The sequence below is a fragment of the Pseudomonas sp. WS 5071 genome, assembly GCF_012985765.1.
Taxonomy (GTDB): domain Bacteria; phylum Pseudomonadota; class Gammaproteobacteria; order Pseudomonadales; family Pseudomonadaceae; genus Aquipseudomonas; species Aquipseudomonas lundensis_A.
This window is the reverse complement of sequence record NZ_JAAQWY010000005.1, coordinates 139,581-156,900: the sequence shown is the minus strand read 5'-3', so window position 1 is coordinate 156,900 and position 17,320 is coordinate 139,581. Positions and strand designations below refer to the sequence as shown.

Below are 17,320 nucleotides of genomic sequence, written 5' to 3'. Positions count from 1 at the left end.
GAGGGTCGATCGAACGACACCCACCCCTGAACGAAACACATGCACCCTCCCCATTTTTTCACGGGGGGGTTTGGGGGGGCTGAGCCCTTTACTGTTGGTCCACACGGAGAGGTCAGGATGGTTTTTTCATCCAATGTGTTCCTGTTTTTATTTTTGCCGGTGTTCCTCGGCCTGTATTACTTGAGCGGGCAACGCTATCGCAACCTGTTGCTGCTGGTCGCCAGCTACGTGTTCTATGCCTGGTGGCGAGTGGACTTTCTGGCCCTGTTCATCGGGGTCACCGTCTGGAACTACTGGATCGGCCTCAAGGTCGGTGCCGCCGGGGTACGCACCAAACCCGCGCAACGCTGGCTGTTGCTGGGTGTGGTCATTGACCTGGGGATTCTGGGCTACTTCAAGTACGCCAATTTCGGCGTCGACAGCATCAACGCGATGATGGGTTCGGTCGGGCTCGACCCGTTTATCCTCACCCACGTGCTGTTGCCGATCGGCATCTCGTTCTACATCTTCGAGTCCATCAGCTACATCATCGACGTGTACCGCGGCGACACCCCGGCCACCCGCAACCTGATCGATTTTGCGGCTTTTGTTGCCATCTTCCCGCACTTGATCGCCGGGCCCGTGCTGCGCTTTCGCGACCTGGCCGACCAGTTCAACAACCGCACCCACACCCTCGACAAGTTCAGCGAGGGCGCCACGCGGTTCATGCAGGGTTTCATCAAAAAAGTCTTTATCGCCGACACGCTGGCGGTGGTGGCCGATCATTGCTTCGCCTTGCAAAACCCGACCACCGGCGATGCCTGGCTCGGCGCGCTGGCCTACACCGCGCAACTGTATTTCGACTTTTCGGGCTACAGCGACATGGCCATCGGTTTGGGCTTGATGATGGGTTTCCGCTTCATGGAGAACTTCAAACAGCCGTACATCAGTCAGTCGATCACCGAGTTCTGGCGTCGCTGGCACATCAGCCTCTCCACCTGGCTGCGTGACTACCTCTACATCACCCTGGGCGGCAACCGCAAAGGCACGCTTATCACCTACCGCAACCTGTTCCTGACCATGTTGCTGGGCGGTCTGTGGCATGGCGCAAACATCACCTACATCGTGTGGGGCGCCTGGCACGGCATGTGGCTGGCGATTGAAAAAGCGCTGGGCATCAACACCACGCCGCGCGCGCTGAACCCGATCCGCTGGGCGCTGACCTTCCTGCTGGTGGTCATGGGCTGGGTGATCTTCCGGGCCGAAAACCTGCACGTGGCCGGTCGCATGTACGGCGCCATGTTCAGCTTCGGGGAATGGTCGCTGTCGGAACTCAACCGCGCCAACCTCACCGGCCTGCAAGTCGCCACGCTGGTGGTGGCTTACCTGACGCTGGCGTTCTTCGGCCTGCGCGACCTGTACAGCACGCCCAACGCCCCGCGCAACACCGAGGCCGATGGCCCGGCCACCGCGCAACCGGGCTTGATCAAAGCCGTACCCGGCGACGCCCCCGGCAGCCTGCACTTGCCGGGCTACACCGTGGGCACAGAAGCCAGCGTGCAACCGGCGTTCTGGGTGGCCGACTGGCCGCGCTACGCAATGCGCACCGTGATCGTGCTGCTGTTCATCGCCTCGATTCTCAAACTCTCGGCGCAAAGCTTCTCGCCGTTCCTGTACTTCCAGTTCTAAGGGGAGCCGACCATGAATCGAACATTACGCATCGTCTACGTCGCCTTTTTCTGCGCCTTGCTGCTGGGCCTGGGGCTGATTTCATTGCGCAGCTTTATGGGCTTTAACACCACCGACGACGCCACCGTGCTGAACGGTCGCTGGAGCAAAGCCGTCGAGACCCACTATGACGACGAGTTCCCGATCAAGCGGTTGGGCACCAACCTGTGGGCAGCGCTGGATTTCACCCTGTTCAATGAAGGCCGCCCCGGCGTGGTGCTGGGCCGCAACCACTGGTTGTTCAGCGATGAAGAGTTCAAGCCGTGGCCCAACGCCGAGCAAAACGTGGCCGACAACTACGCGCTGGTCGAAGGCGTGCGCCAAACCTTGAAAGCCCAAGGGGTGAAGCTGGTGATGGCGGTGGTGCCGTCCAAGGTGCGCCTGTACCCCGAGCACATGGGTGACGAGCGACCGGCCAGCATTCACGCCGATCTGTACCGTGACTTCCATGCGCAACTGGCGGCCAGCCAGATCATTGCCCCCGACTTGCTGGGCCCGCTGCAACAGGCCAAACAAGGCGGCGCGCAAGTCTTCCTGCGCACCGATACGCACTGGACACCCGATGGCGCACAGGTCGCGGCCCAGCAACTGGCCGCTGCGATTGGCAGCCAGTTCCCCCTGAGCGGTGAACCGCAACAGTTTGTGACCGAGGCCGAAAAAACCGAACAGCACAATGGCGACCTTGAGCGCTTCCTGCCCATGGACCCGCTGTTCAGCAACCTGATGCCGCCTTCCGAGCCGCTGGAAAAACGCAGCACCCGCGCGGCCAACGCCGAGGCAGACAGCGAAGACGCGTTGTTCGCTGACAGCGAAGTGCCCGTCACGCTGGTGGGTACCAGCTACAGCGCCAACCCCAACTGGAACTTCGTCGGCGCCCTGAAACAGGCACTGCGCAGCGACGTGATCAACGACTCCAAGGACGGCCACGGTCCGATCCTGCCGATGCTCGCTTACCTCAAAAGCGATGCCTTCAAGAACACCCCGCCACAGGTGCTGATTTGGGAGTTCCCCGAGCGTTACCTGCCGGTGGACAACGAGATCGGTGATGCCGACCCGCAGTGGGTCGCGACCTTGAAAGAAGCGGGCGCACGCCAACCGCAACTGGCACAAAATACGCCGAAATCCGAGACGCCCAACCGGGCGCAACACTGAAAGAGAGGTTCGACTGATGACTATTAAAACCATGCCGTTCACACCTGCTCCACGTCGTCTCGCCAAATCATTTGCCTTGATCGCGGGCATGAGCCTGCTGTCGTTACACGCCTGGGCCGGTGGCGATGCCGCCCTCTACGGCCCGACCGCGCCCAAGGGCTCCAGCTTTGTGCGCATGTTCAACGCCAGCAACCAGCCCGTCAGCGCCACCGTTGGCAATACCGCGCTCAACGACGTTGCGGCACAAGGCAGCAGCGATTTCAGCTTTCTGCCACAAGGTGACTACAGCGCCAAAGTCGGCAGCCACAACCTGCCGGTCAAACTGAGCGCCGACCACTACTACACCCTGGTCAATACCGGCAGCGGCCAACCGCAACTGATCGAAGAGCCGCCGTTCAAGAACAAGCAAAAATCCCTGGTCCGCGTACAGAACCTGACTGACAAGGCGCTGACGCTCAAAACCGCTGACGGCAAGACAGATGTGGTCAAGGCCGTGGCTGCCAAGGGCCGTGGCGAGCGTGAAATCAATCCGGTGAAAGTCAGCTTCGCGCTGTTTGAGGGCGACAAGAAAGTCAGCGACCTCAAACCTGTCGCCCTGGAGCGCGGTGAAGCCGCGGTGCTGTACGTCACCGGCAACGGCAGCAGCGTGTCGCCGACGTGGGTCAAGCGCCCGGTTTCTACCCGTTAATTCAATTTTTTGCTCTGTGCCGGCGCGAGCGAGCCTCGCGCCATCAGACACAACTATTTCAGTTTTTGGAGAGACAACATGATTCCGGTAATTCTTTCAGGTGGTAGCGGTTCGCGTCTGTGGCCTTTGTCGCGCAAGCAGTTCCCCAAGCAGTTTCTGGCCCTGACCGGCGAGCAGACCCTGTTTCAGCAAACCCTTGAGCGCCTGGTGTTTGACGGCATGGACGCGCCGATCGTGGTGTGCAACAAGGAGCACCGTTTCATCGTCAATGAACAGTTGGCGGCTCGCCAGCTGGACACCCAACGCATCCTGATGGAGCCGTTCGGCCGTAACACGGCGCCCGCTGTTGCCCTGACCGCGATGATGCTGATTAACGAAGGCCGCGACGAGTTGATGCTGGTGCTGCCGGCCGACCACGTGCTGGAAGACCAGAAAGCCCTGCAACGCGCCCTCGCGCTGGCCACCGTGGCTGCCGAACGCGGCGAAATGGTGCTGTTTGGGGTTCCTGCGCTCAAACCTGAGACCGGTTATGGCTACATCAAGTCCACCGCCGACGCCCTGCTGCCCGAAGGCGTGAGCCGTGTTGCCTCCTTTGTTGAAAAACCCGACGCCAAGCGGGCTGCCGAATTCGTCAAAAGTGGCGGCTATTTCTGGAACAGCGGCATGTTCATGTTCCGCGCCAGCCGCTTTCTGGAAGAACTGAAAAAACACGATCCGGACATCTACGACACCTGCCTGCTGACCCTGGAACGCAGCCAGCAAGACGCCGACACCGTGGACATCGACGACGCCACATTCGCCTGCTGCCCGGACAACTCGATTGACTACGCCGTGATGGAAAAAACCCAGCGCGCCTGCGTCGTGCCGTTGACGGCCGGTTGGAGCGATGTGGGCTGCTGGTCGTCGCTGTGGGATGTCAATGAGAAAGACGCCAATGGCAACGTGAGCAAAGGCGACGTGGTGATTCAGGACAGCACCAACTGCATGATCCATGGCAACGGCAAACTGGTGTCGGTGATCGGCCTGGACAACATCGTGGTGGTGGAAACCAAAGACGCGATGATGATTGCCCACAAAGACAAGGTTCAGGGTGTCAAACAGATGGTCAACACCCTGAACGAACAGGGTCGCAGCGAAACCCAGAACCACTGCGAAGTTTATCGTCCGTGGGGGTCGTACGACTCGGTGGACATGGGCGGGCGCTTCCAGGTCAAGCACATCTCGGTCAAGCCGGGGGCCTGCCTGTCGTTGCAAATGCACCACCACCGCGCCGAACACTGGATTGTGGTGTCGGGCACGGCGGAAGTGACCTGTGACGAAAACGTATTCCTGCTGACCGAAAACCAGTCCACCTACATCCCGATTGCTTCGGTACACCGCCTGCGCAACCCGGGGAAAATCCCGCTGGAAATCATCGAAGTGCAGTCCGGCAGCTATTTGGGTGAAGACGACATCGAGCGGTTTGAAGACGTGTACGGTCGCTCGACGCCCGTTGAACGTGGCGTGTCAGTCAAGACGATTGCGCAGTAAGCGCGTTACTTGCCCGGCCGCCTGCCCTCACCCCGGCCCTCTCCCTAATGGAGAGGGCGCGGTGAGGGCCGGCCTTGGTGTCATCCGAATTCGCCATTCCCACCTAAGCTTCAGTAGGATGTCCCTCCACTCTCTGCGAGGCGAGCGTCATGCTTATCGGCGTTCTACTGATCATCACCTGGTTGGTCCTGCTGCTGCGCTACCCGTCCAAAGCCTTGCCGGTTTCACTGGCAGCCGTGGCGGGGCTGGCGGTTGTGGCCGCTTCGGTCGCCTGGCTCGATCACCGTGAAGCCCAACAATTGGCCCGCCTGGAACTGCGCATGGTGTATGCGCCCGAGCAGTGCCCGGCCGACCGTCCCCTGAGCCTGACCCTGCGTAATGGCAACGATGTGCCCTTGCTTGAACTGGGCTGGCGCGTGGCGGCTTATGCGCCGGGAGATACGGTCAACCTGGCCGACAACCTCTACACTGCCCCGCGTTACCGTGGGCCGGGTGAACTGCAAGCAGGCGCGGTGTGGCACGATTGCTTGCCCTTGCCGCCGTTGCGTGCCGGTTACCGTGCGCAAACCCTGGAATTTCGGGCTGAACGCCTGCAAGGCAGTTTTTCCAACTGATCTTTTTTAGCCGCTCTCAAGGACGTTTTGATGCCCCTCGTTTTAATCACTGGCTGTTCCAGCGGCATTGGCCGCGCCCTGGCGGATGCCTATAAACACGCCGGTTATGAGGTGTGGGCCACAGCCCGCAAAACGGCCGATGTGGCGCAATTAAAGGCCGATGGCTTTGTCGCCGTGCAACTGGATGTCAACGACAGCCTTGACGTCGACCGGCTGAGCAAGCGCATCAAGCAGCACGGCCAAGGCCTGGACGTGTTGATCAACAACGCTGGCTATGGCGCCATGGGCCCCGTGCTCGACGGCGGTGTTGAGGCACTGCAATTGCAATTTGAAACCAATGTGTTCTCGATTGTGGGCATGACCCAATCCCTGCTGGAGCCGCTGCGCAGCAACCGCGGGCTGGTAGTTAATATCGGCAGCGTTTCAGGGGTGCTGGTCACGCCGTTTGCCGGGGCGTACTGCGCGTCGAAAGCAGCCGTACACGCCTTGAGCGAAGCCATGCGCATGGAGCTGGCACCGCTGGGGGTGCGGGTGATGGAAGTACAGCCCGGCGCCATCGACACCCACTTTGCAAAAAACGCCAGCGCCTGTGCTGAAGTGTTGATCGCCGAGGATTCGCCGTGGTGGCCGATGCGTGAGGGGATTCGCGCCCGCGCCACGGCATCGCAAGACAACCCGACCCCGGTCGCGGCATTGGCGCAGGTGGTTTTCAAGGCCAGCCGCAAGCCCCGGCCACCGGCCTTGTTGCGTTACGGCAACGGCAGTCGCGCCCTGCCGCTGCTGGCCGCGCTGATGCCGCGCTGGCTGCTGCAAAATATCCTTATGAAACGTTTCGGTCTGAACCCGCCTCGCGGTTTTTCATAAAGTCGATAAATGCCCGCACCTTGAGGGGCAAGTGGCGGGTGTCGGGGTACAACGCATACACGCCTTGGGGGGTGAACTGCCACTGCGGCAACACGTGCACCAAGCGGCCGCTTCGCAAGTCATCGTCAATCAACCAGTCGGTCAGAATCGCCACGCCCTGCCCGCTCAGTGCAAACGCCCGCAGCACCGAGGCGTGATCGGCCTTGAGGCGCACCTTGTCGGGGGCGGGCGCGTAGGGCCGAACCGCACCCGTGCTGCGTTCCGTCACATTCAATTCCCCCACCCGACCATGCGCCAGCCACGGGGTGTGCTCCAGTGCCCGCACGCTGTCGATGGGCGGCTGAGTCCGCACAAACCCCGGTGACGCCACCGGTAAAATCTCGAAGGTGCTCAATTGCACGGCGCGGTGGCTGGAGTCGAGGATGCGGCCCAAGCGCAGGGCCACATCGAAGCGCTCGGAGATCAAGTCAGCGTGGGTCGATGACGTCGACAGGTGCACCGTGAGATCGGGGTGCAACGCGCCAAACACTTCCAGCGCAGGCACCACGCTGGCCAGCGCATATTCCACCGTGGTGGTCACGCGCAGCGTGCCCTTGAGCCCGGTGTGTTCGCCACGGGCTTCGTCGATGGCCAGTTGCGCCGCTTCCAGCATGCTCAAACAGCGCACATAAAAACGTTCGCCCGCTTCTGTCAGCGCCAGCCGCCGAGTGTTGCGGGTGAGCAAGGTGACGCCCAGTTCAGCCTCCAGGCGCTTGATGGTGAAGCTGACCACGGCCCGGGTCTGCCCCAGCAAATCAGCCGCCGCGGTCAGGGAACCGGCTTCCACCACGGCTTTGAAAGTGTCGAAACGATCAAGACTGACCACGCCAAATGCCACCTATTGTCAAAAATATTTTGACAATCTAGCAGCGCATACCCCGTTCCTCCAGCCCTAAAAGACGCCTACTGTGCGGCCTCGGATAAAGGAGGCGGTCATGGCCTATCGCACTAAAATCGCCGCGGTGTACCTGCTGAGCTTTGCGCTGGATCTGGTGAACATGTTTGCCGTGTCGATTGCCTACCCGCAAATCGGTGTGGATCTGCAGGCATCGGTATCGCAACTGGCCTGGATCGGTAATGCCTACATGTTGGGCCTGACCCTGATTATTCTGCCCAGTGTGTGGCTGGCAGCCGTGGTGGGCGAAAAGCGCCTGCTTCTGATTTCACTGGGGGTGTTTACGGCGGCGACCTGGGGGGTGGCGCAAGCGACCTCGATTGAAACGCTGATCGGCTGGCGCCTGCTGCAAGGGCTGGGCGGCGGGTTGTTGATCCCGGTGGGACAAGCCATGGTGTATCGCGAATCTCGCCCCCATGAGCGGGCGCGGCTGACATCGGTCATCCTGCTGGTGGCCCTGATGGTGCCGGCCCTGTCACCGGTGCTGGGCGGCTGGGTGGTAGAGGCGACGTCATGGCGCTGGGTGTTTTATGCCAACCTGCCGCTGGCGCTGATTGCACTGATACTGACGCAGTGCTGGGTCCGGCCCGTCACTCAATCGGCACGGCCTGCGCCGGTGCGGCTGGCGACCCTGGCGCACCTGCTCAAAAGCCCGCTGCTGCGCGTCGCGATGCTGACGTACCTGTGCATTCCGGGGATTTTCATGGGCACACAGCTGGTGAGCATTTTGTATGTGCATCAGTTGGGTTACGGCCCGGCACAGACCGGTGCGCTGATGCTGCCCTGGGCGCTGGCGTCCGCACTGGGTATTGCCCTGAGCCGCTACCGGTTCAATCGGTGGGGGCCCAAACCCTTGTTGCTGGCAGGCATGAGCGCGCAGGCACTCGGCATCGCCTTGTTGATCCAGCTGCAGGACGGCCCCCTCTGGTTGCCCATGGCGCTTTACGCGCTGATGGGGTTTGGCGGCAGCCTGTGCAGCAGCACAGCACAGAACACCGCCTTCATTGACGTATCCGCTGAACACATGGCACCCGCCAGCGCGCTCTGGAACCTCAACCGGCAGTTGAGCTTTCTGCTGGGCCCGGCGCTGATGATGGGCCTGTTCAGTGCCTTGAGCAGCATCACCTCGACGTCCCACGCCTTTGCCCTATGCTTTGCCATCGGCGCTGGCATGACGCTGGTGCCGCTCATTCCCGCTTTACGCCTCAATACTCCACGCGTGCTGGCCTTGCTGGCGCCCTGACTCAAGAGAATGTGATGACTGACTACTCGCGCTACTTCGACCTGGTCCAAGAAACCCACGTCGAGATTGAAGGCTGGTTTTGCGGGCTGGAACCGGGCGTACTGCCCACGTTGCTTGCCCGCTTCTCAGCACAGTTTTCGATGATCACGCCCAGCGGCAATACGCTCAATTTAAGTAGCATGGAAGCCCTGTTTGAACAGTTGCGCGGGGCACGCCCGGGGCTGGTCATCACCCTCAGCGAATTTCAAGGCATCGCCTTATACGCAGGGGGGGCGGTCATCGGTTACCGCGAAGTGCAGGAAGAACACAACGGCAACCGAACCGATCGGCGGGCCACCGCTGTGTTTGAGCAAGACGCTTACGGCACGTTGCTGTGGCGTCATCTGCATGAGACGTTTGTCGCGGGTTAACCCTCAGGGTGTGTTCCCGCGTCATGGCAAGCCGCGTCGCTGGCTATAGGTGGTAGGCGCACAGCCCCTTAGTGCTCGGGATGCGTGTCCACGTCATCCTGTTGCACGATCACGGTACAGGTGGTGCCGGCAGCGAGCAGGAACCCCTCGGGGATTTCGTCGATGTGGATACGCACGGGCACCCGCTGGGCCAGACGCACCCAGTTGAATGTCGGGTTGACGTCGGCCACCAACTCGCGGCTTTCGGGGTTGTCCCGGTCGTAGATGCCGCGCGAGATGCTCTCGACGTGACCTTTGAGCACTTCGCCACTCATCATTTGCAGTTCGGCTTTATCGCCCACGCGGATGTGCGGCAGTTTGGTTTCTTCGAAGAAGCCATACACCCAGAACGAGTCTTTATCGACCACCGCCATTTTCGGGTCACCGACCCGGGCGTAGTCGCCCCGGTGCACATTCAGGTTGGTGACGTAACCATCGACCGTGGCCAGTACTTGGGTGCGTTTGAGGTTCAGCAGCGCGGCATCGAGCTGGGCCAGCGCGTGCTGGTAATCGGCCAGGGCCGAGTCCGCGATGTTGGTGGCGTCGTCACGGTTTTCTTTTGAGATCACCAGGTTGTCCATGTCCGCCCGGCGATGGGCGTTGAGCTTGCGCATCTCCCACGTGGCCTTGCGCGAAGCCACCAGCGACTGGGCCTGTTTAACGGCAATTTCGTAGTGCTCGGGGTCGATTTCCAGCAACACGTCGCCCTTTTTCACCAACTGGTTGTCCTTGACCGGCACGTTGACCACGTAACCGTTGACGTCCGCCGCGACGTTGATGATGTCGGCGCGCACGCGGCCGTCGCGGGTCCAGGGGGTGTTCATGTAATGCACCCACAGGGTTCGGCCGATCCATATTGCAAGGGCCAAAACCAGCAAGGTGGCAAGCAGGCTGAAGAACTTTTTCATCGGATCGGTCTCAACGGTAAACAGTGAGCGCCATGGCGCCAAAAAGACAAGCAAACAGGCTCAGGCGCAGCAGCGCCGGGTGCCAGAAGAAGCGGTACAGGTCGTAGCCGGAAAACAGTCGGTCAAAGCCCCACGCCAACCCCGCCGCGATAAAAAACATCAGGGTCATGGTGGGCATATAGACGCCGTGGAAGGCGATTTCACGAGGCATGTTCAAGTCCTTGCGGCTGCGCGTAGGCGGCCAGCGGCGATTGCGGATCCAGCAGTGAGGTACGAATGAAGTGCAGGTAGCTTTGCACCCGGACCAACGCCGAGGTGTCGAAGTTGCGGGCAAACGGTTCGTCGGTGGCCTGCACCCGGCTGATGGCGTGGTCCACGGCGATCAGGGCGCGTTCCAGGTTGCTTTCGCCGGGGCTGATAAACAGGCGCACCAAGGCCCGGCCCATGACGCGGATCGCCTGGCGCCAGGGCTGAGATTCGGCGTAGGCCGGGTGAATCGGCAAAATCGCTTGTTCTTTACGCAATTCGATAATCGCGTGGCCCACTTCCAGCACCACGAACATCCAGCGCAACAAGGTCCGTTGCACCTGCGGCTGACCGGCGGCCAAACCGTAGGCCTGATTCATCAGGTCGCGGGTGCGGCTTTCGAGGCTGGAGCTCAAGCCTTTCAACTTGCCGCTGATGGCGTACACCACTTGCTCGCGCAGGTCTTGCTCCAGACGGCTCCATAACCAGCGGCTGTTAGGCGGCAGGATGATTGCGCCAGCAGCGGCGCAGACCAGCATGCCGATGACCATGGCGATGTAGTCGTTGATGAACTGGTACGGGTTGTAAACGGTCAGGTTGTCGGGCACTGAGCCGGTGCTGAAAAAGATCAACAACCCCAGCCCGACCCCGGCGTAATTGGCACGCGATGTCAGGAATGAGCCGAGCATGATCACCGGGGTCAGCACCAGGCACAGCAACGGGAAACCGTCGATGTGGGGCAGCACGAAGAACATCTCGAAAAAACCCACCACCGCACCGATGAACGTCCCGCAGGCCATTTGAAAAGCCATGCGCTTGGGGTTGGGCGTCGCCGCCGACAGGCCCACTGTGGCGGCGGCAATCAGGGTCATGGTGGCGCCGCTGGGCCAGGCCGTCATCACCCAGTACGTGCCCAGCACCACCAGAATGAACGAGGCCCGTATGCCCGAGGCCGCCGCCGACCACCAGTTGGTTTGCGAGATGAAGGGCTGATCCCAGCGCTCGCGCTCGTGGGTGTGATCGGCCAGCGAAGCGTGGGTCAGTGCGTAGCTGAGCATGTCGTCGACAAACCGGTACAACAGCTCATAAGCGGTGTTGAAGTCCAGAAAGTCCGAAGGGCTGGGGTCGGTTTCCAGAAACTGGACCCGCAGGTTGCGCACGTGCTCCGGCAAACCGGCCTTGAACGCCGCCAGTTGTTCGGCCAGCACGGCGGCGTCCTTGTCGGTCAGCGAACGGCCGCTGTAGGTGTCGAGCAACTGCGCCAGCAGCTCCAGCTCCGGCTCAATGGCGCCCACCACTTGCACCACGCCACGGCTGCGCAGACGGGCCAGCAATTGGTGCAGCGCATTGAAGCGCGTGGTGATGGCCATGAACTCGCTGTTCAGGCGGCTCAGGCGACCGCTGCGGCGGCGCATGTGCGGGTCTTCGAAGACGGTCACGCTGCGCATGCCTTCGAGCCCGACACTTTCGCCAATGAAACGCACGTTGCTGGCTTCGTAGTCTTGCTGGGTGGACTGGCCGCGCAAGCCCTGGGCCACGAATCCGGCGAACACACCGAAGCGCTGGTACAAGGCGTTGTGCATCGCCGCGCCTGCGGTTTTCGGCAAAATCGCGGCACTGATCACGGTGGAGCAGAGGATGCCGAGCGAGATTTCCAGCACCCGCCACACGGCGGCCATGAACGCGCCATCGGGGTGCGCCAGCGCGGGCAAGCCCACCATCGCCGCGGTGTACCCGGCCAGTACAAAGCCATAGGCGCGAAAGTTACGGCAGCGCGCGGCACCGGCCGAGCAAATGCCGACCCAGATCGCCATGGCACCGAGAAACAAGGCGGTGTTTTGCGCGAACAGCGCGATCAGCGCCACCATCACGGCCGACCCGGTCAGGGTGCCCAAAAAGCGATAAAAGCTTTTAGCGAACACCTGACCGCTCTGCGGTTGCATCACGATGAACACGGTGATCATCGCGGTACGCGGCTGCGGCAACTCCAGGCGCATGGCCAGCCACAGGGTCAGAAACGCCGCGACCAGTACTTTGAAAATATGCACCCAGGTCACGCCATCGCTGCGTGCCCAGTCAAAAAAGCCTCGGCGCCATTCCAGCGAATACAGCCAGCGTACCGGGGCGGGCAAATGGTTCATCTATAGGCTCTCAGCGTTAGCCATCAGGGGTTTGGAAGTCATGGAAGGCGAACGAAGATCAATGGTTGAAAATCGCCATCACCGCTGGCGGTTTGTCCGGGACATAGCGGTCGTCCTTGGGCACGTCGTTGCCCGCCCCCAGGCCGCCACCCAGCGCCGTCACCAGCTCGGCATGGGCACTCAGGCGCGCGGCCTGAACCTGCTGCTGAATCTGCTGCTGTTTGAACAGCAGGGTTTGTGCGTTGAGCACGTTGAGGTAGTCGGTCAGGCCGCGCTGGAAGGCGACCATGGCGATGTCGTAGGTTTTCTGCGCCGCTTCAACCGACTCGGCGGCGAATGCTTGCTGTTTTTCCATCGACTCACGTTTGATCAGTTGATCGGAAATGCCCTTGAGCGCAGTGACCAGGGTCTGGTTGTACTTGGCCACGGCCATGTCATACCCGCCTGAAGCCACCCCCAATTCGGAGCGCAATCGGCCGCCATCGAAGATCGGTAACGTGATGGCCGGGCCCACGTTGTAAGTGAGTTTTTTACCGGTCAGGAACTCCAGCGCCCCGCCGCCGGTGGCCATGAAACCGATGCTGCCCACCAGATCGACGTTGGGGTAAAAACCGGCATGGGCGACGTCAATGCCGCGTGCTTGAGCGGCGACTTCCCAGCGGCTGGCGACCACGTCAGGCCGTTGGCCGAGCAACTCGGCAGGCAAGGCAGACGGCAATTTGAGGGCGGTGCCCAACGCCAGTGTCGGGCGCTTCAATCGGGCGCCCTCGCCCGGACCTTTACCGGCCAATGCGGCCAACTGGTTTCGGGTCAAGGCAATTTCTTCTTCCTGCGCATCGATCTGACGGTGAATTTCCGGCAGCGGGGCTTGCGCCTGACTCACTTCAAAATGCGTGCCGATGCCGCCATCCAGGCGTTTTTGCGCCAGGTCGAGAATTTGCTCCTGCTGGTGCAGGGTCGACTCGATGATGTCGAGCTGGGCGTAATGCAGCGACAACTGGATGTAGGCGCGGATCACGTTGTTCTGCAATTCGAGCTGGGCCTGGCGGGCTTCGGCGGCACTCATGTGCGCCATGTCCACGGCCTGTTCGGTGGCATTGCTTTCGCGGCCCCACAGGTCGAGGGCAAAACTGAAGCCCAGCGCCGCGTTGTTGTCCCAGGTGGTGGCGTTATCCAGCGCGCCCGGCCCATAGAAGGGGTCGGACGGCCAGTTATGACGTTTGAGCGTCGATTCACCATTGATTTGCAGCGACTCGGCAGACTCGGCCACACCCGCCATGGCTTTGGCCTGACGCACACGGGCGGCGGCCATGGCCATGGTGGGGCTGCCCTGCACCGCGAGGCTGATCCAGGCATCCAGTTGGGGGTCGCCATAGGCGTGCCACCACTGGGCCCTGGGCCAGTTTGCGTCTTTAGCGGCGTCTTGAATCGCTTCGTCCGTGGCCAGGGTATTGGCGGACATCATCTGGCTTTTGGGGCCGATGCCACCGAAACCGATACAGCCGTTTAATGCTAACGATAAAGCCAGAACACTGAGGGCTTTAAGCTCTCTGCTGATGCGACGCGGCACTGCTGCAAATTCCTGCATGAGGGGGAGAAGGCTTGAGTCGGATAAGTCTATGGGTTGGCACACGCAACGATAAGCTGGCATAACTGTGAATCTTTATTACCGTTATCAGGATAATCCGTTGGTCGAATGCATAAGCCTCGGTAAACACTGAAACTTCATGTCACAATTTGTTGCTGTCTACGTTGTTGTTGTCCCTTTTATTGCCCTCTGAGAGCACCCCATGGACACCTTGCAAAACATGCGCGCGTTCAGTTGCGTGGCTGAAGCCGGAAGTTTTACGGCGGCAGCCGCCATGCTGGATACCACTACCGCTAACGTGTCGCGCGCGGTCTCGAACCTTGAGGCCCACCTGCAAACCCGCTTACTGAACCGCACCACCCGGCGCATCGCCCTGACCGAAGCCGGTAAACGCTACTTGCTGCGCTGCGAGCAAATCCTGGCCTATGTAGAAGAAGCCGAAGCCGAGGCCAGCGACGCCCACTCGCGCCCTGCCGGGCAATTGAAAGTGCACACCATGACCGGCATCGGTCAGCACTTTGTGATCGACGCCATTGCCCGCTATCGCAAGACCCACCCGGACGTAACCTTCGACCTGACCCTGGCCAACCGCGTTCCGGACTTGCTCAACGAAGGCTATGACGTGTCCATCGTGCTGGCCAGTGAGCTGCCGGACTCGGGGTTTGTGTCCCAGCGTCTGGGCATTACCTACAGCATTGTGTGTGCCTCGCCCGGTTACGTGAAAGCCAACGGCACCGCGACCAAACCCAGCGACCTGCTCAACCACGCCTGCCTGCGGCTGGTCAGCCCGGTCATTCCGCTGGATAAATGGGTGTTCGACGGCCCTGAAGGCCAGGAAATGGTGCTGATTAACACCTCACCGTTTTTGGTCAACTCGGCTGACGCGATGAAAACCGCGATCACCAGTGGCATGGGGGTGGGCGTATTGCCGGTGTATGCGGCCATCGACGGCCTGCGCAACGGCACCCTGGTGCGCATGCTGCCCCAGTACCGCTCGCAGGAACTGAACCTGTACGCCATCTATCCGTCGCGCCAGTACCTGGATGCGAAGATCAAAACGTGGGTGGAATACCTGCGCGGTTCGCTGCCGGAAATTTTGACCGCGCATCAGACAGAGTTGGCGACGTACAGCTGACCCGCAGCCAGCCCCCCCCTGATCCTCTCCCCCCGCGAGGGAGGATCGGGAAGGGCTTGAAACGCTGCAATCTTCGGCCATGAATGTTAGCGTGCTCACATTCCCGCCAGCCGATGAGCCTTGTTCCGATGAGCCTTTCCAGCACAAAGAAAACCGTTCTCGCCTTCAGCCGCGTCACCCCCGAGATGATCGAGCGCCTGCAACAGGACTTCAACGTCATCGCGCCCAACCCCAAGCTGGGCGACATCAATGAACAGTTCAATCAGGCCCTGCCCCACGCCCACGGTTTGATCGGCGTCGGGCGCAAATTGGGCCGCCAGCAGCTGGAAAACGCCACGCAGCTGGAAGTGGTGTCCAGCGTCTCAGTGGGTTACGACAATTACGACGTCGACTACTTCAACGAACGCGGGATCATGCTCACCAACACCCCGGACGTGCTCACCGAAAGCACGGCGGACTTGGCCTTCGCCCTGATCATGAGCAGCGCCCGGCGTGTCGCAGAACTGGACGCCTGGACCAAGGCCGGTCAATGGCAGGCCAGCGTGCCGCCCGCGCTGTTCGGTTGCGATGTGCATGGCAAAACGCTGGGCATCGTCGGCCTGGGCAATATCGGCGCGGCGGTGGCACGCCGGGGCCGTTTGGGGTTCAACATGCCGATCCTCTACAGCGGCAACAGCCGCAAGACCGACCTTGAGCACGAACTGGGCGCGCAATACCGCAGCCTTGAGCAGTTGCTGGCCGAAGCTGACTTCGTGTGCCTGGTGGTGCCATTGAGCGAGAAGACCCGTCACCTGATCGGTCAGCGTGAGTTGCAGCTGATGAAGCCCAGCGCCATTTTAGTGAATATTTCCCGTGGCCCCGTGGTGGACGAAGCCGCGCTGGTCCACGCCCTGCAACATGGCACGATTCGCGGGGCCGGGCTGGATGTGTACGAAAAAGAGCCGCTCAGCGACTCGCCCCTGTTCCAGCTCAAGAACGCCGTCACCCTGCCCCATATCGGCTCCGCGACCCACGAAACCCGCGACGCCATGGCCCAGCGCGCGCTGGCTAACTTGCGCAGCGCGTTGCTCGGCGAGCGGCCGCAGGATCTGGTCAACCCGCAGGTGTTCAAAGGCTGACGCCGGGCAGCCTCAAGCCACTTTGGCCTGCAACACCGGCCGGGCGGGCTTGCGAAACACCAGCACGTTGCCAAGCATCACCAGCACCAGCCCCATCAAGGCCGGTGCTGTCCACTGATACCCCTCGGCGAAGGCCGACACGTTGAGCGCCACCAACGGGAACAGCACCGTGCAATAGGCGGCGCGTTCCGGGCCCATGCGCCCCACCAGCGTCAAGTACGCGGTAAAGCCGATCACCGATCCGGGGATCACCAGGTACAGCAACGAGCCGATATAACGGGTGTTCCATTCCATGTCGAACGGGATGCCCCTTATCACGCAGTACAGCGCCAGCAGGCTGGCGCCATACAGCATGCCCCAGGCGTTGGTGGTCAGGGGTTTGAGGCCGGCCTTTTGTTGCAGGCTCGACAGCAGGTTGCCTGCCGAAAAACACATCGTACCCAGCAAGGCCAACCCCAGGCCCAACATCGTCTCAGGGGTTGCGGTGTGTGCACTCACCTCGGGCCAGAACAGAAAGCCCAGTCCGGTCAACCCCAAACCACCGCCCAGCAGCACGTTACGGGCGATTTTCTGCTTGAAGAAGATCCGCGCGTTCAACGCGTTCCACAGCGTGGCGGTGGAAAACACCACCGCGATCAAACCGGTGGTCACCCATTGGCTGGCGGTTAAAAAACACATGAAGTTCACGCAAAACAGGCACAGCCCCTGCGCCAGGCATATCAGGTGCCCGCGCCGGTTCATGACCTGCAATGTGCGGCTGAGCAACAACAGCGCAAACAGCACCAGTGCCGCCAGCCCAAAGCGATACACGATGGACACCGGAATCGCCACCACACCCAGTTGCAACTTGAGGGCGATCCAGGTGGTGCCCCAAATCAACACGGTCAACACATATAACGATAGGTTCATGGCGCGCTCCTGAAGGTGGACCTCAGTGTGAATCCGCGCCCGTGGGCGCACTTGCAGATTCTTGCGCTTTTGTTGGGCGCAGGGCTGGCAGTGC

The 17,320-nt window shown here is 61.2% G+C and carries 16 protein-coding genes; 10 read left to right on the top strand and 6 right to left on the bottom strand.

Going from position 1 to position 17,320, the window contains the following annotated elements; translation table 11 throughout:
• Nucleotides 1-117: 117 nt before the first annotated feature.
• The 6 genes from HBN61_RS04805 to HBN61_RS04780 all read left to right on the top strand — a co-directional run bounded on the left by HBN61_RS04805 (nt 118) and on the right by HBN61_RS04780 (nt 6,555).
• Nucleotides 118-1,668, top strand: a complete 1,551-nt coding sequence (locus HBN61_RS04805) for an MBOAT family O-acyltransferase (protein WP_083333269.1) — start codon at nt 118-120, stop codon at nt 1,666-1,668.
• Nucleotides 1,669-1,680: 12 nt separating this feature from the next.
• Nucleotides 1,681-2,859 carry an alginate O-acetyltransferase gene (locus tag HBN61_RS04800; protein WP_083333268.1) on the top strand — a complete coding sequence of 393 codons (1,179 nt, stop codon included), beginning with the start codon at nt 1,681-1,683 and terminating at the stop codon, nt 2,857-2,859.
• 31 nt (nt 2,860-2,890) lie between these two features.
• Nucleotides 2,891-3,547, top strand: a complete 657-nt coding sequence (locus tag HBN61_RS04795) for an alginate O-acetyltransferase AlgF (RefSeq protein ID WP_047273463.1) — start codon at nt 2,891-2,893, stop codon at nt 3,545-3,547.
• Between the two features lie 78 nt (nt 3,548-3,625).
• Nucleotides 3,626-5,077: a mannose-1-phosphate guanylyltransferase/mannose-6-phosphate isomerase gene (locus HBN61_RS04790; protein ID WP_083333267.1), complete on the top strand. Its 1,452-nt coding sequence runs from the start codon at nt 3,626-3,628 to the stop codon at nt 5,075-5,077.
• 149 nt (nt 5,078-5,226) lie between these two features.
• The gene (locus tag HBN61_RS04785; protein WP_047273431.1) at nt 5,227-5,691 is read left to right on the top strand and encodes a hypothetical protein; all 465 of its coding nucleotides are present in this window, start codon (nt 5,227-5,229) and stop codon (nt 5,689-5,691) included.
• Nucleotides 5,692-5,721: 30 nt separating this feature from the next.
• Complete coding sequence (locus HBN61_RS04780) at nt 5,722-6,555, top strand: SDR family oxidoreductase (RefSeq protein WP_047280059.1); 834 nt, start codon at nt 5,722-5,724, stop codon at nt 6,553-6,555.
• Here HBN61_RS04780 and HBN61_RS04775 read toward each other — a convergent pair.
• Nucleotides 6,512-7,420 (bottom strand): LysR substrate-binding domain-containing protein, encoded by a 909-nt coding sequence (locus tag HBN61_RS04775; protein WP_170046239.1) that lies wholly within the window; start codon nt 7,418-7,420, stop codon nt 6,512-6,514. The genes HBN61_RS04780 and HBN61_RS04775 overlap by 44 nt on opposite strands.
• Nucleotides 7,421-7,529: 109 nt before the next feature.
• Here HBN61_RS04775 and HBN61_RS04770 point away from each other — a divergent pair, with 109 nt between their 5' ends.
• On the top strand, nt 7,530-8,732 hold the full coding sequence (locus tag HBN61_RS04770) for an MFS transporter (RefSeq protein ID WP_169836345.1): 1,203 nt from the start codon (nt 7,530-7,532) through the stop codon (nt 8,730-8,732).
• A 14-nt stretch (nt 8,733-8,746) separates the two neighbouring features.
• Nucleotides 8,747-9,142, top strand: a complete 396-nt coding sequence (locus HBN61_RS04765; RefSeq protein ID WP_170046238.1) for a DUF4440 domain-containing protein — start codon at nt 8,747-8,749, stop codon at nt 9,140-9,142.
• Nucleotides 9,143-9,210: 68 nt separating this feature from the next.
• Here the strand turns inward: HBN61_RS04765 and HBN61_RS04760 are convergent, their stop codons facing one another.
• From HBN61_RS04760 to HBN61_RS04745, 4 genes are read right to left on the bottom strand one after another with little or no spacing between them, the layout of a single operon-like run.
• The gene (locus HBN61_RS04760; protein ID WP_047273426.1) at nt 9,211-10,089 is read right to left on the bottom strand and encodes an efflux RND transporter periplasmic adaptor subunit; all 879 of its coding nucleotides are present in this window, start codon (nt 10,087-10,089) and stop codon (nt 9,211-9,213) included.
• A 10-nt stretch (nt 10,090-10,099) separates the two neighbouring features.
• The gene (locus HBN61_RS04755; RefSeq protein ID WP_016781859.1) at nt 10,100-10,300 is read right to left on the bottom strand and encodes a DUF1656 domain-containing protein; all 201 of its coding nucleotides are present in this window, start codon (nt 10,298-10,300) and stop codon (nt 10,100-10,102) included.
• On the bottom strand, nt 10,290-12,476 hold the full coding sequence (locus HBN61_RS04750) for an FUSC family protein (protein ID WP_047282096.1): 2,187 nt from the start codon (nt 12,474-12,476) through the stop codon (nt 10,290-10,292). The genes HBN61_RS04755 and HBN61_RS04750 overlap by 11 nt, the downstream gene beginning before the upstream one ends.
• 58 nt (nt 12,477-12,534) lie before the next feature.
• Complete coding sequence (locus tag HBN61_RS04745) at nt 12,535-14,046, bottom strand: efflux transporter outer membrane subunit (RefSeq protein ID WP_047273424.1); 1,512 nt, start codon at nt 14,044-14,046, stop codon at nt 12,535-12,537.
• A 220-nt stretch (nt 14,047-14,266) separates the two neighbouring features.
• Between HBN61_RS04745 and HBN61_RS04740 the strand changes: the two genes are divergently transcribed.
• Complete coding sequence (locus tag HBN61_RS04740; RefSeq protein ID WP_047273423.1) at nt 14,267-15,199, top strand: LysR family transcriptional regulator; 933 nt, start codon at nt 14,267-14,269, stop codon at nt 15,197-15,199.
• Between the two features lie 128 nt (nt 15,200-15,327).
• Entirely contained in the window at nt 15,328-16,317 is a 990-nt protein-coding gene (locus HBN61_RS04735) for a 2-hydroxyacid dehydrogenase (protein WP_070411718.1), read from the top strand.
• 12 nt (nt 16,318-16,329) lie between these two features.
• Here the strand turns inward: HBN61_RS04735 and HBN61_RS04730 are convergent, their stop codons facing one another.
• Nucleotides 16,330-17,226 carry a DMT family transporter gene (locus HBN61_RS04730; RefSeq protein ID WP_047273421.1) on the bottom strand — a complete coding sequence of 299 codons (897 nt, stop codon included), beginning with the start codon at nt 17,224-17,226 and terminating at the stop codon, nt 16,330-16,332.
• Nucleotides 17,227-17,320 lie beyond the last annotated feature (94 nt).

Bases quoted from the DNA above. Each gene is read 5' to 3' on its own strand.
- HBN61_RS04765 (WP_170046238.1), top strand. From the start codon at position 8,747: ATGACTGACTACTCGCGCTACTTCGACCTGGTCCAAGAAACCCACGTC.
- HBN61_RS04735 (WP_070411718.1), top strand. From the start codon at position 15,328: ATGAGCCTTTCCAGCACAAAGAAAACCGTTCTCGCCTTCAGCCGCGTC.
- HBN61_RS04780 (WP_047280059.1), top strand. From the start codon at position 5,722: ATGCCCCTCGTTTTAATCACTGGCTGTTCCAGCGGCATTGGCCGCGCC.
- HBN61_RS04800 (WP_083333268.1), top strand. From the start codon at position 1,681: ATGAATCGAACATTACGCATCGTCTACGTCGCCTTTTTCTGCGCCTTG.
- HBN61_RS04740 (WP_047273423.1), top strand. From the start codon at position 14,267: ATGGACACCTTGCAAAACATGCGCGCGTTCAGTTGCGTGGCTGAAGCC.
- HBN61_RS04785 (WP_047273431.1), top strand. From the start codon at position 5,227: ATGCTTATCGGCGTTCTACTGATCATCACCTGGTTGGTCCTGCTGCTG.
- HBN61_RS04795 (WP_047273463.1), top strand. From the start codon at position 2,891: ATGCCGTTCACACCTGCTCCACGTCGTCTCGCCAAATCATTTGCCTTG.
- HBN61_RS04760 (WP_047273426.1), bottom strand. From the start codon at position 10,089: ATGAAAAAGTTCTTCAGCCTGCTTGCCACCTTGCTGGTTTTGGCCCTT.
- HBN61_RS04805 (WP_083333269.1), top strand. From the start codon at position 118: ATGGTTTTTTCATCCAATGTGTTCCTGTTTTTATTTTTGCCGGTGTTC.
- HBN61_RS04730 (WP_047273421.1), bottom strand. From the start codon at position 17,226: ATGAACCTATCGTTATATGTGTTGACCGTGTTGATTTGGGGCACCACC.
- HBN61_RS04770 (WP_169836345.1), top strand. From the start codon at position 7,530: ATGGCCTATCGCACTAAAATCGCCGCGGTGTACCTGCTGAGCTTTGCG.
- HBN61_RS04750 (WP_047282096.1), bottom strand. From the start codon at position 12,476: ATGAACCATTTGCCCGCCCCGGTACGCTGGCTGTATTCGCTGGAATGG.
- HBN61_RS04755 (WP_016781859.1), bottom strand. From the start codon at position 10,300: ATGCCTCGTGAAATCGCCTTCCACGGCGTCTATATGCCCACCATGACC.
- HBN61_RS04790 (WP_083333267.1), top strand. From the start codon at position 3,626: ATGATTCCGGTAATTCTTTCAGGTGGTAGCGGTTCGCGTCTGTGGCCT.